Genomic DNA, 12,972 nt, shown 5'->3' with positions numbered 1-12,972 from the left:
CGCCGCCGGGGCAGCGGGGGCTCGGGTCAGCGCCGAAAGGCCACCGGGTCCCCGGCGTACTGCTCGAGGTCGGCGCGCACGGCGTCGCTGACCGACCATGCCGACTGCGCGCGGTGGTCCCACAGGACGTTGACGCACTCCCAGACCGCGGCCGGGCCGCCGCCGGCCTCGACCCGCAGCTCGGCGGCGACGGTGAACGAGGACCGGCCGATCCGCGACACCCACAGCGAGGCGAGGAACGGCTGGTAGGGCACGAACCGCATCTCCGAGTGGTACTCGATCGTCTGCGAGGCCACGAGCTCGGAGACCCCGGCGTCCACCCCGTGGAGCAGGCCGGCCGCCCCGTCGGGCAGGCCCGGGAGCCGCGCGAACCTCAGGAACTCGTACCGGGCCTCGTCGAGCACCCGTACGGCCTCGACGTTGTCGACGTGCCCGGCGAGGTTGATGTCGCGGTAGCGCGCCTGGATCTCGGTGGTGAAGGTCTGGGCCATGACCGAAGTGTGGCGGACCCACGCCTAGGGTTGGTCCATGACCTCCGGACCTTTCGGCGGCGACCTGATGGCCGGTCCCCCGCCCACCCACCTCCCCGCCGACCCCGCCGACGCCGAGCTCGCAAGCGGTGACGCCCCGGCAGCGGTCGTACGCCGCCACCCCGAGTCGCCCGCCGCGTGGGCGGCGATGGCCGCCCAGGCCCAGCAGGCCGGCGCGGACGACGTGACCGTCTACGCCTACGCCCGGGTCGGCTACCACCGCTCGCTCGACCAGCTGCGCCGCAACGGCTGGAAGGGCCACGGCCCGGTGCCGTGGGAGCACGAGCCCAACCGCGGCTTCCTGCGCTCGCTGGCGCTCCTCGCCGTCGCCGCTCGCGCGATCGGCGAGACGGCCGAGTGGGAGCGCTGCTCGACCTTCCTGCGCGACTCGAGCGCGACCGCGGCGGACCAGCTGCTCTGACCGCTCGTCGCGTCAGACCGACCGCTGGTCGCGTCACCCGCAGGGAGGGATGACGACCGTCACGTCGTGAGTAAGGTCGCGCGGGTGAATTCCGGGAACACACCTCCTCAGTCGCGCCCTGATGACCCGGGCGTCCCTCCGACCGACAAGGGCAAGATGGCGCTCGCAGCCGTCCTGCTCCTCATCCCCATCGTCGTGCTCCTCTGGGTGCCGCACTACGCGAAGGTCGAGCCAGTGGTGCTCGGCTTCCCGTTCTTCTTCTGGTACCAGTTCCTCTGGGTCTTCATCTGCTCGGCGCTGACCTGGACGGCCTACAAGCTGACCCTCTCGGCCCGCGGCAAGACCACCCACAAGGTCGGTGAGGACCGATGACGCCGCAGGTCACGGTGCTTGCCGCCGACACCGACGGCATCAACGGCATCGCGCTGTCGGTGCTCATCGCGCTCTTCGCGCTGGTGACCGTCGCCGGCTTCATGGCGAGCCGCTTCAAGCAGGCCGACTCGCTGGAGTCGCTCGAGGAGTGGGGGCTGGGCGGCCGCAAGTTCGGCACCTGGATCACCTGGTTCCTGCTCGGCGGCGACCTCTACACCGCGTACACGTTCGTCGCCGTGCCGGCGGCGATGTTCGCCCTCGGCTCGGTCGCGGGCTTCTTCGCCGTCCCCTACACGATCGTGCTCTACCCGATCATCTTCATCTTCATGGCGCGGCTGTGGTCGGTGAGCCACCGCCACGGCTACGTCACGACGGCCGACTTCGTGCGCGGCCGCTACGACGACCGCGGCCTGTCGCTGGCCGTCGCGGTCACCGGTTTCGTCGCGACGATGCCCTACATCGCGCTCCAGCTCGTCGGCATCCAGGCGGTGCTCGAGGTGGCCGGTCTCGGCGGCGGCGACAACATCGTCGCCAAGGACGCGCCGCTGTTCATCGCCTTCGCGCTGCTCGCGGCCTACACCTACTCCAGCGGCCTGCGCGCACCTGCGGTGATCGCGTTCGTCAAGGACATCCTCATCTATCTCGTGATCATCGTCGCGGTCATCTACCTGCCCGGCCAGGTCGGCGGCTGGGAGGCGATCTTCGGTGCGGCAGAGGACAAGATGGCGGCGACCAACGGCGCCACAGGCAAGCCGAACGGCGCGTTCATCCCCGGCGTCGGCCAGGGCTGGGCGTACGCCACCCTGGCTCTCGGATCGGCGCTGGCACTGTTCATGTACCCGCACTCGATCACCGCGTCGCTGTCGTCGAACTCGCGCAACACGATCCGGCGCAACGCCGCGATCCTGCCGGCGTACTCGTTCGTGCTCGGCCTGCTGGCGCTGCTCGGCTGGGTGGCGATCGCCGCCGGCACGCAGCCGATCGGCCTCGACGGCGAGCCCAACGCGCAGCTCGTGATCCCCCAGCTGTTCGAGGACATGTTCCCGGCGTGGTTCGCCGGGGTGGCCTTCGCCGCGATCGCGATCGGCGCGCTCGTGCCGGCCGCGATCATGTCGATCGCCGCGGCCAACACGTTCAGCCGCAACATCTACAAGGAGTGGCTCAACAAGGACGCCACCCCGGCGCAGGAGGCCAAGGTCTCCAAGCTGATGTCGCTGCTGGTCAAGGCGTTCGCGCTGGTCTTCGTGCTCACGCTGGACAAGCAGAACGCCATCAACTTCCAGCTCCTCGGCGGCATCTGGATGCTCCAGACGTTCCCCGTGATCGTGTTCAGCCTGTTCACGCGCTGGTTCCACCGCTACGGCCTGCTCGTCGGCTGGGCCGTGGGCATGATCTACGGCACGGTCGGGGCCTACAACGTGAAGAACCCCGTCACCGGCAAGGCGTTCGGCGGCTCGCTCGACAACATCCCCGGCATCGGCGAGATGGGCTACATCGCGATGACGGCATTCGTCATCAACGTGGTCGTCGCGACCCTGCTGACGTTCGCCCTGCGGGCGGCGAGCGTGTCCAACGGCCGCGACGAGACGATCCCGTTCGACTACTTCGCCGACGCCGACGACCCGCGGGTGCAGAAGGACCTCGCCGAGCACGCGCACCACGGGGACCCGTACGGAGACCCGGACGACATCCCGGGCAACGCGCCGGCGCGCTAGCCCTGCGTACGGCTGCGCGCTCACCGAGCGGTGCGTGAGGCAGGTTCCCGAGGCCGGGAACGTGCCTCACGTACCGCTTGTGCGCGTGTGCAGCGTGACCCGGACCACGGGTGGGCCGTTGGACGGGCGTGCGGCGAGACCCGCCGCTCGTCACCCCCGGAGGAACTTCCATGTCCGTTCGCACATCCACGATCCGCCGGAGCGCAACCCTCCTGGCGCTCGCCCTGGCGGGAGCGGCGCTGACCGCGCCGACCGCCGCCCAGGGCGGCACGACCGCCGTGGCGGAGGCGTTCGCCCCGCAGCTCGTCACCGTCGACACGCCGACCCGCGCCGACAAGACACGCCTGCAGTCGCTCGGGCTCGACCTCACCGAGCATGCCGGCCACGACTACGTCGAGGTCGTGCTCCACACACTCGCAGACCGCGACGCGCTGCGCGCCGCCGGGTTCACCTGGGACGTCCGGATCGCCGACCTGCTCCGGCGCGAGGCCGAGATCAACCGGCTCGACGACCTCTTCGCGGCCACGCGGATCCGTACGGCGCTCCCGTCGGGCCGCGACGCCTACCGCAGCCTCGCCGACTACAACGCCGAGATGACGTCGATGGCCGCGGACAACCCCGGCCTGGTGAGGCTGCTCACCCTGCCGGAGAAGACGCTCGACGGCCGCACCGTGCTGGGCGTCGAGATCGCGAAGGACGTCGCGTCCCGCGACGGGCGACCCACGTTCGCGATGTTCGGCGTGCACCACGCGCGCGAGTGGCCCTCGGGCGAGCACGCGATGGAGTTCGCCGTCGACCTGGTCAAGGGCGCACGAGCCGGCGACCCGCGCATCACCAGCCTGCTGGATCGTGGCCGCATGGTCGTCGTGCCGGTGGTCAACCCCGACGGCTTCCACCTGTCGTTCACCGACGGCCAGCTCGTGGACCTGCGCGAGCTCGACGGCGGCGGCACCGCGACGATCCTGGGAACTCCGGGCAACGCCTACAAGCGCAAGAACTGCCGCGTGGTCGACGGACAGGACACTCCCGACGGGACCTGCGCGGCGTTCAGCCTGACCAGCCCCGGCGGCTACCTGCTCGGCACCGACCTCAACCGCAACTACGGCGGCCTGTGGGGTGGCCCAGGTGCCTCCGACCTGTTCGCCGACCCGACCTACCGGGGCGCCGCGCCCTTCTCCGAGCCGGAGACCCGCAACGTGCGCGAGCTCATCTCGACCCGGCAGGTCACGATGATGATCTCCAACCACACCTTCTCCAACCTCGTCCTCCGACCCAACGGGGTGAACCCGACCACCATCGGTCCCGACGGACTCCCCGTCGGGGATGCCCCCGACGAGGAGGCGATGAAGGAGCTCGGCGCGAGGATGACCGCGCAGAACGGCTACGCCAACATCCACGGCTGGGAGCTCTACGACACGACCGGCACCACCGAGGACTGGTCCTACAACGCGACCGGCGGCTACGGCTACACCTTCGAGATCGGACCGGACGAGTTCCACCCGCCCTTCGCCCAGGTGGTCGACGAGTACCTCGGCGCCGGGGCGTACGCCGGCAAGGGCAACCGCGAGGCCTACCTCGTGGCCTTCGAGGAGGCCGTGAGCCGTGCCAGCCACGCCGTCATCTCCGGCAAGGCGCCCTCGGGCGCCACGCTGCGGCTGCGCAAGGAGTTCTCGACGCCGACCTGGAGCGCGGAGAACGACTTCACCGACTCGCTCGAGACCACGATGGTCACCAGCGGCAGGACCTTCGCCTGGGACGTCAACCAGTCCACCCGACCGGCCGTGCAGTCGCGCCTCGTGAAGCTCCTCGAGGAGGAGCCGACCCGGTCGGAGACCTTCACCGGCACGGCCGCGCCGACCTCGTCGGTCGACCACGAGCTCGTCGTCACCGAGTCCGACCAGGAGATCCTGCAGGTCGACCTCGACTGGCCCACCCCGGACGACCTCGACCTCGAGGTCTACCGCAAGGAGGCCGACGGCTCGCTCACCGAGGTGGGCGGCTCCGGCAACTTCGTCGGCGAGAAGGAGCGCGCGACGATCAACGCGCCCACCCCCGGCACGTACGTCCTGCGGGTCGTCAACTTCGCGTCGGTGTCGCCGACCTACACCCTCACCGCGTCGTTGTACGACGCGACGGAGCAGACGACTGCACCGCTCGTCGAGGCCTGGACGCTCACGTGCGAGAAGGAGGGGCAGGTGCTGCAGACGGTGCCGGTGGTCGTCGACCGGGGCCAGCAGGTGAGAGTCGACCTCAAGGAGTGCAGCCGGCGCTGGAACGGCTGACGGTCCGATGACGCACGAGCGGTGCGTGAGCCACCTCTTCCGCGTGGGAGGTGTGGCTCACGCACCGCTCGTGTCGTGTCGGCGTACGGCTCGCCGGCGGGCGGTGTGCCAGCCACATTCCGGCCTCCCGGAATGTGGCTCGCGCACCGCCCGGGGTGTCAGGCCCCGAGCGAGGTCCCGGCCGAGCGCAGGTTCTCGCAGGCCTCGACGATGCGAGCCGCCATGCCGGCCTCGGCAGCCTTGCCCCACGCGCGGGGGTCGTACTGCTTCTTGTTGCCGACCTCGCCGTCGATCTTCAGCACGCCGTCGTAGTGGGTGAACATGTGCGCCGCGACGGGGCGGCTGAAGGCGTACTGGGTGTCGGTGTCGACGTTCATCTTCACCACGCCGAAGTCGACGGCGTCGCTGATCTCCTGCGCGGTCGAGCCCGACCCGCCGTGGAAGACCAGGTCGAAGGGGCGGGCGTCGGCGCCGAGGCCGAGCTCGGACGCGGCGGCCTCCTGCGCCGTCTTGAGGATCTCGGGGCGCAGCTTGACGTTGCCGGGCTTGTAGACGCCGTGCACGTTGCCGAAGGTGAGGGCCGTCATGTAGCGGCCGTTCTCGCCCGCGCCGAGCGCCTTCACCGTGGCGATGGCGTCCTCGGGGGTGGTGTAGAGCTGGTCGTTGATCTCGTTGGCGACGCCGTCCTCCTCGCCGCCGACGACGCCGACCTCGATCTCGAGGACGATGTGGGCCGCGGCGCACTTGGCGAGCAGCTCCTGGGCGATCTGGAGATTCTCCTCCAGCGGCACGGCCGATCCGTCCCACATGTGCGACTGGAAGAGCGGCGCCTCACCGCGGGCCACGCGCTCGGCGGAGATGTCGAGCAGCGGGCGGACGAAGCCGTCGAGCTTGTCCTGGGGGCAGTGGTCGGTGTGCAGCGCGATGTTGACGGGGTAGTTCTTCGCGACCTCGGCGGCGTACGCGGCGAAGGCGACGGAGCCGGTGACCATGTCCTTAACGGACGGGCCGGAGAGGTACTCCGCACCGCCGGTGGACACCTGGATGATGCCGTCGGAGCCGGCGTCGGCGAAGCCCTTCAGCGCGGCGTTGAGCGTCTGGGAGGACGACACGTTGATGGCCGGGTAGGCGAAGGACCTCTCCTTCGCCGCGTCCAGCATCTGCGCGTAGACCTCGGGGGTGGCGATGGGCATCGGGGATCTCCTCTGAAGCGGTCAGGCAGGCGCTCCCAACCCTAGTGGCTACCCGCCAGTCGCGAATCCGGCGGCCGGACGTCTCACCACGTGACAACAGACAGGCAACGACAGCCCTGAGGGGCGCCTGGATCCACCCTGACGGGGCTGGCGCGCACCCCCCGTCAGGCCTAGGTTGACACCATGACCCGCTGTCTCGGACTCAGCGCCGCTGTTGCCGCCCTGGTCGCCGCCACCCTCACCACCGTCACCGCCCCGGTGAGTGCCGCGGACCCGGGCGTGGGCGCCCCGGCCGTGGGCCAGTGCTTCGACATGGACGTCGAGGAGCTCGCCGCTGCCTCCTACGTCGAGGCACCCGTCGACTGCGCGGGCACCCACACGGCCCGGACGATCGCCGTCGCGATCCTGCCCGACGACCTCACCTATGCGAGCACCGGCAAGCTCACCCGCTTCGCCCTCGAGACCTGCTTCCCCGCCCAGCGCAAGGTGCTCCGGACCTCGCTGCTCGGCATGCGGATGAGCGCCTACAACGTCGGCTGGTTCCTGCCGACCCCCGAGCAGCAGGCCGCGGGTGCGCGCTGGCTGCGGTGCGACCTCGTCCTGGGCGGCGCCTCGCTGGAGCCGCTCCCGGCCAAGGTGGCACTCGGGAAGCTCCCCTACGAGAAGTCGGTGTCGCGGTGCCTGACAGGTGGCGACTTCCTGCTGACGACCTGCACCAGCCGGCACGCGTTCCGCGCGACCGCCGCGATCAAGGTCAAGGCGTCCCGCTACCCCAGCGAGAAGGCGTGGAAGCGCATCGGGACCCAGCGCTGCCGCAACGCGGTGACGTCGCGGTCCTACCGGTTCGGCTGGCCGTCGAAGCCGGCCTGGAAGGCCGACGACCGCGCGCTGATCTGCTACTCGAAGTCGCGCCGCTAGTCCTGGGGAGGAACGGGTCCGGGGTGCACAGGGGACATCCCGGGCCCGCGGGCTGCAGCTGACCGCTAGCCCCGCCAGGCGTCGTCGCCGGCGAGGTCGGCGTACGTCCGCACCCAGCTGTGCATCGCGATCGCGGCCGCCGAGCTGGCGTTGATCGAGCGCGTCGAGCCGAACTGCGCGATCGAGAACGTGCCGTCGCAGGCCACGCGGGCCGCCTCGGAGAGGCCGGGACCCTCCTGGCCGAACAGGAAGCAGACCCGCCGCGGCAGCTCCATCGTCTCGAGGTGCTCGCTCCCCGGGAGGTTGTCGATCCCCAGCAGCCGCACCGGCTCTCCCCCGTCCGGACCGAGCGAGTGCAGGTACGCCGCGAGGCTCGCCGCGTCGGGGTGGTGCCGGACGTGCTGGTAGCGGTCGGTCACCATCGCTCCGCGACGGTTCCAGCGACGGTTGCCGACGATGTGCACCTCGGCGGCGAGGAAGGCGTTGGCCGTGCGCACGATGGTGCCGATGTTGAAGTCGTGCTGCCAGTTCTCGATCGCGACGTGGAAGTCGTGGCGGCGGGTGTCGAGGTCGGCGACGATCGCCTCCAAGGTCCAGTAGCGGTAGCGGTCGACCACGTTGCGGCGGTCGCCGTCGCGCAGCAGGTCGGGGTCCCAGTGCTCACCGTCGGGCCACGCCCCCGGCCACGGGCCCACGCCCACTTCCGCGGGGCCGTGCGGCATGGGGTCGTACGGCGCCCGCTGCTGCTCGTGCTCGTCGGCCTGCATGGCAGCACCCTAGGCACCGTCGCCGAAGCGGGAACGGCGGGTCGCGCTGGTTAGGGTGGCGCGCGTGAGCGTGTTGTGGGACCTGCAGTCCATCCTGTCCTCGGGCGTCCAGCCGATGCTGCTGGGCATCGAGTGGATGGACCCCAACTGGCTCCTCGACCGGTTCGGCGCGGCCCTGTTCTGGATCAGCCTGCTCATCGTCTTCGTCGAGTGCGGACTGTTCTTCCCGATCCTCCCCGGCGACACCCTGCTGTTCGCGCTCGGCCTCTTCATCGCGACCGGCCAGCTCGACCTCTTCCCGGGTCCGCCGATCGCCGAGCTGCTCATCACGATGGCGGCCCTGACCGTGGCCGCGTTCCTGGGCAACGTCGTGGGCTACGAGATCGGGCGCAAGATCGGTCCGCCGCTCTACGAGCGCGACGGTCGCATCATCAAGCGCAAGTACTTCGACCAGACGACCGCGTTCTTCGACCGGCACGGCAACAAGGCGCTGGTGATCGGCCGCTTCGTCCCGTTCGTGCGGACCTACATCACCGTTGTCGCGGGCGTGACCCGGATGGAGCGGCACCGCTTCTTCGTGTGGAGCCTCGTCGGTGCCATCCTGTGGGTCGTCTCGGTCTGCCTGCTCGGCTTCTTCCTCGGCGACGCCTTCCCCGGCCTCGCGGAGAGCATCGACAAGCTCATCATCGTGATCGTGGCGTTCTCGCTGGTCCCGATCGTCATCGAGTGGTGGCGCCACAAGCGCACCAACGCACCCGGCGCCGAGATCGGCCCGCAGGACGGTGGCCCGGACCGCGACATCATGGGCCGCGACCTCGACTGACGTCCCCTCAGTCCGGGGGCGGTCAGCCGCGCGCTGCGTCCAGGTCGGCGCGGGTGAGCACCGAGCGGACCTCGAGGCCCACGTCGGCCAGGGGGTTCTCCCCCTCCGGCGACCGGTCGATGGCGCACACGACGACCTCGACCGTCGCTCCGGCCGCCCGCAGCTCGCGCGTCGCGTCGCGCACGGCGCCCCCGGTGGTGATCACGTCCTCGATGATCGTGACCCGCCGGCCGGCGACGTCGGGGCCCTCGGCCAGCTTGCAGGTGCCGTACTCCTTGGCCTTCTTGCGCACGAAGAGCGCCGGGAGGCCGGTCTTCGCCGAGACCATGGTGGCGATCGGGATGCCGCCGAGCTCGAGGCCGCCGAGCAGCTCGGTGCCCGCGGGGAGCAGCTCGAGCATCCGGGTCGCGACCCGGTCGAGCAGCGCCGGCTGGGCCTCGAAGAGGTACTTGTCGAAGTAGGTGTCGGCGACCTGGCCGGACCGCAGGGTGAACTCCCCAGTCAGGCGGCAGGTGGCGTCGATGTCGGCGGCGAGGGCGGCGTCGGTGGTCACGCACCCGACCCTAGCCACGCTGCTGGGTAGCGTGGGCCCGTGCCCACCGCGAAGCCGCTCACCCAGCCCCTCGCCGACCGCCTGGCCCACATCCCGCCGACCGTCTTCAGCGAGATGTCGGCCCTCGCGCTGCGGACCGGGGCGATCAACCTGGGCCAGGGCTTCCCCGACGTCGACGGCCCGCCGTCGGTCATCGCGGCGGCCGAGGCCGCGCTCGAGGCGGGTGCCAACCAGTACGCCCCAGGCATCGGCGTGCCCGCCCTCCGCGCCGCGATCGCCCGCCACCAGCAGCGCCACTACGGCCTCGACGTCGACCCCGACCGCGAGGTCGTGGTGACGACCGGCTGCACCGAGGCCGTCGCGGCTGCCCTGCTCGGGCTCGTCGACCCGGGCGACGAGGTCGTGGTCCTCGAGCCCTACTACGACTCCTACGTCGCGATGCTCGACATGTGCGGGGCCGTGCGGCGCCCGGCGACGCTGCGAGCGCCCGACTTCCGTCTCGACCTCGACCGGCTCCGCGCCGCGGTCACCGACCGGACCAGGGCCATCCTGCTCAACACCCCGCACAACCCCACCGGCACCGTCCTCACGCGCGAGGAGCTGCAGGTGGTGGCCGACCTCGCGATCGAGCACGACGTGATCGTGGTGACCGACGAGGTCTACGAGCACCTCGTCTTCGACGGGCGCGCCCACGTCCCGATCGCGACGCTGCCGGGGATGTGGGAACGCACGCTCACCCTGTCGAGCGCCGGCAAGTCCTACTCCTTCACCGGCTGGAAGGTCGGCTGGGCCACCGGTCCCGCGCCGCTCGTGCAGGCCGTGCTGGCGGCCAAGCAGTGGCTGACCTTCACCTCCGGCTCACCGCTCCAGCCCGCCGTCGCGCACGCCCTCGACCACGAGCCCGACTGGCCGCGCGAGCTCGCCCGCGACCTCCAGGCGCGCCGGGACCTGCTGTGTGACGGCCTGACCGCTGCCGGGCTGTCGCCGCGCGTGCCGGAGGGCACCTACTTCGCGACGACCGACGTCTCCCACCTCGGCTGGGCCGACGGCCGTGAGCTCTGCCTCGCGCTGCCCGAGCGCGCCGGCGTCGTCGCGATCCCCACGCAGGGGTTCTACGACGACGCCGAGGCCGGCCGGCAGCTGGTGCGCTGGGCGTTCTGCAAGCAGCCCGACGTCATCAGCGAGGGCGTACGCCGGCTCGCCGCGGCCGACCTGCACGCCTGAGCCCAGCGCTGGGTCAGCGGCCGGGGTAGTCCTTCGGCGGGTGGTCCGAGCCGTCCCCGGACGGTGGCCGCTGGCCGTACGGGTCGTCCTGGCCGTAGGGGCTCTGCTGCTGGCCGTGGGTGGTGTCGTGGCCGTACGGGCCGGGCTGGCTGCCGTACGGGCCGGGCTGGCTGCCGTACGGGCTCGGCTGGCTGCCGTACGGGCCGGGCTGGCTGCCGTACGGGCCGGGCTGGCCGTACTGGGTCGGCATCCCCGCGTGCGCGGACGGGCCCTTGAACCAGTCACCCGCGCCGCCGACGAAGAGCAGCACGATCGTGGCGGTCGCGGCGATCAGCGACACCACGGAGATCCCGCTGGCGATCCCGATGAGCGACAGGAGCGCGACGACGCCGCTGGAGATCACGAGGAGGATGCGGGCCACGTTGGAGCGGCGCAGCACGAAGACCGCGAGCACGATCGCGACCAGCGCCCAGGCGAGGAGCACCAGGATCACCGCGACCAGGACGCCGACGATCGACTCGGGGTCGAGGTCGAGCTGGACGTCGGAGCCGGCCGCGCCGGACTGCATCTCCCGCTCGATCTCGTTGATCAGCTCGTCGCGGGCGACGACGAGCCCGAGGGCGCCCAGGCCGAGGAAGACGGCCGTGATGCCGGAGAACACGATCGCGATCCAGGCCGCGGCGGTCACGGTGCCGGGGCGGCGGTCACCGGCAGGCTGGCCGTAGGGCTGCTGGCCATAGGGCTGGCCGTACGGCTGCTCGCCGTAGGGCTGCTGGCCGTACGGCTGTTGGCCGTGGGGCTGCTGGCCGTAGGGGTTTCCCTGCGGGGGTGGGCCGTAGGGGTCCTGGCCGTACGGCGTGTGCGTCGGGCCGGGGTCGCTGGGCTCGCTCATGGGGACATCTCACCATGCCGGCACAACGCGGCCCACAGCGTCGGGGCCCCCGTGTCACCGCGCGTCGAGCGAGAACCAGCGCCGCACCTCGACCCGGCGCAGGCACACGACGGTCGCGATCGCGGCGGCCGCCGGGACCAGCACCAGCGGCGCGTTGAGCACGAGGGCGAAGCACGCCGCGGCGCTGAACGCCGCACTGACCATCAGGCCGCGGCGCGCCCACGCGCGCCGAGCCATCGCAAAGCCGGCCAGCACCAGCGCGACCAGGCACCACACGACGAAGGCACCTGCCACCGCGAACACCGTGGTGCGCAGCTGCTCGAGCGTCAGGCCGTCCTCGACGAGCTCGGGCTGCTGCTGCTCGAGCAGGCTCATCAGGAAGTCCGGCGAGAGCCCGGCGATCGCGAGCCAGAGCACCGAGAGGCCCAGCAGCCCGCCGGCCGTGACGACCGTGATCACGAATGCCGCGACCATCGCCCCGGGCCGCGCGGGTGCGGGCTGTTGCGGGAGCCAGGCGCCCGGCTGCGGGGCGGAGGGCTGGGCGGGAGGCTGGGGGTAGGGCTGTCCGTACGGCGACGTCGGCGGACCGCCGGGGTGCTGCTGCCCGGCAGGGGGCTCGCCGAAGGGCCGGCTGGCCGGCGGCGGGGGGCCCGGCGTGTCGGCTCCCGTCGCGCCGGGAGCCTGCGGTGCCCTGCTCCACGGGTCGGGGCGGTCGGCCGAGGCGCTGCCGCCCTCGGCCTTGTCCTTGGGTGTGGCGGGCGCTGGCGGGGTCCACCTCCCGGTGGCGAACCACTCGCGGCCGGGCTGCATCCACAGCATCGCGGCACCTGCGGCGACGAACGAGCCGGCGAGGCCACCGGCGGGCAGGCCGGTGACGAAGACGGGCACCGCGAAAAGGGTCAGGCCGAGCCGTGCGGACCGGTCGGGCTTGCGGACGTACCAGCCGAGGATCGCGGTCGCGCACGCGCAGACCGCCGCCACCATGCAGGAGACACGCAGCAGCTCGGTGGTGCTGGAGACGGTCAGGTCGAGCGAGGAGAAGGGCGACTCGGCCAGGACCTCGGCGATCGCCTGCTGGGTCTCCAGCGAGCCAAGGGACGACACCCGCTCCCACACGGTGAGCAGCACCACCACCGAGGAGAACATGACGATGCCCGACGCCAGGCTGACCTGGGGCGGACGCTGCGTGGTGGGCTGGCTCACCCGACCATTGTCCCAAGTGGCTCCCAACCACGCCCCACCCGCACCCCACCCGCACCTCGGGGCCGCGCTGGGGGTCATC

13 protein-coding genes are annotated in these 12,972 nt (G+C 71.5%); 7 read left to right on the top strand and 6 right to left on the bottom strand.

The features are described from left to right. Positions 1 to 26 precede the first annotated feature (26 nt). Complete coding sequence (locus EXE59_RS06400; protein WP_135838155.1) at positions 27 to 491, bottom strand: acyl-CoA thioesterase; 465 nt, start codon at positions 489 to 491, stop codon at positions 27 to 29. Between the two features lie 37 nt (positions 492 to 528). On the opposite strand from EXE59_RS06400, the gene EXE59_RS06395 reads away from it, so the two are divergent. The 4 genes from EXE59_RS06395 to EXE59_RS06380 all read left to right on the top strand — a co-directional run bounded on the left by EXE59_RS06395 (position 529) and on the right by EXE59_RS06380 (position 5,320). Then, entirely contained in the window at positions 529 to 951 is a 423-nt protein-coding gene (locus EXE59_RS06395) for a DUF3151 domain-containing protein (RefSeq protein WP_135838154.1), read from the top strand. 156 nt (positions 952 to 1,107) lie between these two features. Further along, positions 1,108 to 1,323 carry a DUF3311 domain-containing protein gene (locus EXE59_RS06390; RefSeq protein WP_135838153.1) on the top strand — a complete coding sequence of 72 codons (216 nt, stop codon included), beginning with the start codon at positions 1,108 to 1,110 and terminating at the stop codon, positions 1,321 to 1,323. After that, complete coding sequence (gene mctP, locus EXE59_RS06385; protein ID WP_135838152.1) at positions 1,320 to 3,038, top strand: monocarboxylate uptake permease MctP; 1,719 nt, start codon at positions 1,320 to 1,322, stop codon at positions 3,036 to 3,038. Before EXE59_RS06390 ends, mctP begins: the two co-directional genes overlap by 4 nt. Positions 3,039 to 3,208: 170 nt before the next feature. Beyond that, the gene (locus EXE59_RS06380; RefSeq protein ID WP_135838151.1) at positions 3,209 to 5,320 is read left to right on the top strand and encodes a M14 family zinc carboxypeptidase; all 2,112 of its coding nucleotides are present in this window, start codon (positions 3,209 to 3,211) and stop codon (positions 5,318 to 5,320) included. A gap of 158 nt (positions 5,321 to 5,478) precedes the next feature. On the opposite strand, the gene fbaA is transcribed toward EXE59_RS06380, so the two are convergent. Continuing rightward, on the bottom strand, positions 5,479 to 6,513 hold the full coding sequence (gene fbaA / locus EXE59_RS06375; protein WP_135838150.1) for a class II fructose-bisphosphate aldolase: 1,035 nt from the start codon (positions 6,511 to 6,513) through the stop codon (positions 5,479 to 5,481). A 183-nt stretch (positions 6,514 to 6,696) separates the two neighbouring features. Between fbaA and EXE59_RS06370 the strand changes: the two genes are divergently transcribed. Next, positions 6,697 to 7,431, top strand: coding sequence for a septum formation family protein (locus tag EXE59_RS06370; RefSeq protein WP_135838149.1), 735 nt, complete (start codon positions 6,697 to 6,699; stop codon positions 7,429 to 7,431). 65 nt (positions 7,432 to 7,496) lie between these two features. Here the strand turns inward: EXE59_RS06370 and EXE59_RS06365 are convergent, their stop codons facing one another. After that, entirely contained in the window at positions 7,497 to 8,198 is a 702-nt protein-coding gene (locus EXE59_RS06365; protein ID WP_425464510.1) for a TrmH family RNA methyltransferase, read from the bottom strand. 64 nt (positions 8,199 to 8,262) lie between these two features. Here EXE59_RS06365 and EXE59_RS06360 point away from each other — a divergent pair, with 64 nt between their 5' ends. Further along, a complete protein-coding gene (locus tag EXE59_RS06360; protein WP_246056563.1) occupies positions 8,263 to 9,021 on the top strand; it encodes a DedA family protein in 759 nt (252 codons plus the stop codon). A 22-nt stretch (positions 9,022 to 9,043) separates the two neighbouring features. Here the strand turns inward: EXE59_RS06360 and pyrE are convergent, their stop codons facing one another. Further along, positions 9,044 to 9,574, bottom strand: a complete 531-nt coding sequence (pyrE, locus tag EXE59_RS06355; RefSeq protein WP_135838148.1) for an orotate phosphoribosyltransferase — start codon at positions 9,572 to 9,574, stop codon at positions 9,044 to 9,046. Between the two features lie 39 nt (positions 9,575 to 9,613). Here pyrE and EXE59_RS06350 point away from each other — a divergent pair, with 39 nt between their 5' ends. Continuing rightward, on the top strand, positions 9,614 to 10,798 hold the full coding sequence (locus EXE59_RS06350) for a pyridoxal phosphate-dependent aminotransferase (RefSeq protein ID WP_135838147.1): 1,185 nt from the start codon (positions 9,614 to 9,616) through the stop codon (positions 10,796 to 10,798). Between the two features lie 13 nt (positions 10,799 to 10,811). Here EXE59_RS06350 and EXE59_RS24400 read toward each other — a convergent pair whose 3' ends face one another. Further along, on the bottom strand, positions 10,812 to 11,690 hold the full coding sequence (locus EXE59_RS24400; protein WP_246056562.1) for a hypothetical protein: 879 nt from the start codon (positions 11,688 to 11,690) through the stop codon (positions 10,812 to 10,814). Between the two features lie 54 nt (positions 11,691 to 11,744). Further along, positions 11,745 to 12,893 carry a hypothetical protein gene (locus EXE59_RS06340; RefSeq protein WP_135838146.1) on the bottom strand — a complete coding sequence of 383 codons (1,149 nt, stop codon included), beginning with the start codon at positions 12,891 to 12,893 and terminating at the stop codon, positions 11,745 to 11,747. Between the last annotated feature and the right edge of the window lie 79 nt (positions 12,894 to 12,972).

It is taken from the genome of Nocardioides eburneiflavus (assembly GCF_004785795.1).
GTDB lineage: Bacteria > Actinomycetota > Actinomycetes > Propionibacteriales > Nocardioidaceae > Nocardioides > Nocardioides eburneiflavus.
The sequence above is the reverse complement of the archived record's forward strand: the minus strand, read 5'-3'. Positions and strand labels throughout refer to the sequence as shown.

Excerpts from the sequence above, each read along its gene's own strand:
- EXE59_RS06400 (WP_135838155.1), bottom strand. The coding sequence starts at position 491 with ATGGCCCAGACCTTCACCACCGAGATCCAGGCGCGCTACCGCGACATC.
- EXE59_RS06395 (WP_135838154.1), top strand. The coding sequence starts at position 529 with ATGACCTCCGGACCTTTCGGCGGCGACCTGATGGCCGGTCCCCCGCCC.
- EXE59_RS06390 (WP_135838153.1), top strand. The coding sequence starts at position 1,108 with ATGGCGCTCGCAGCCGTCCTGCTCCTCATCCCCATCGTCGTGCTCCTC.
- mctP (WP_135838152.1), top strand. The coding sequence starts at position 1,320 with ATGACGCCGCAGGTCACGGTGCTTGCCGCCGACACCGACGGCATCAAC.
- EXE59_RS06380 (WP_135838151.1), top strand. The coding sequence starts at position 3,209 with ATGTCCGTTCGCACATCCACGATCCGCCGGAGCGCAACCCTCCTGGCG.
- fbaA (WP_135838150.1), bottom strand. The coding sequence starts at position 6,513 with ATGCCCATCGCCACCCCCGAGGTCTACGCGCAGATGCTGGACGCGGCG.
- EXE59_RS06370 (WP_135838149.1), top strand. The coding sequence starts at position 6,697 with ATGACCCGCTGTCTCGGACTCAGCGCCGCTGTTGCCGCCCTGGTCGCC.
- EXE59_RS06365 (WP_425464510.1), bottom strand. The coding sequence starts at position 8,198 with ATGCAGGCCGACGAGCACGAGCAGCAGCGGGCGCCGTACGACCCCATG.
- EXE59_RS24400 (WP_246056562.1), bottom strand. The coding sequence starts at position 11,690 with ATGAGCGAGCCCAGCGACCCCGGCCCGACGCACACGCCGTACGGCCAG.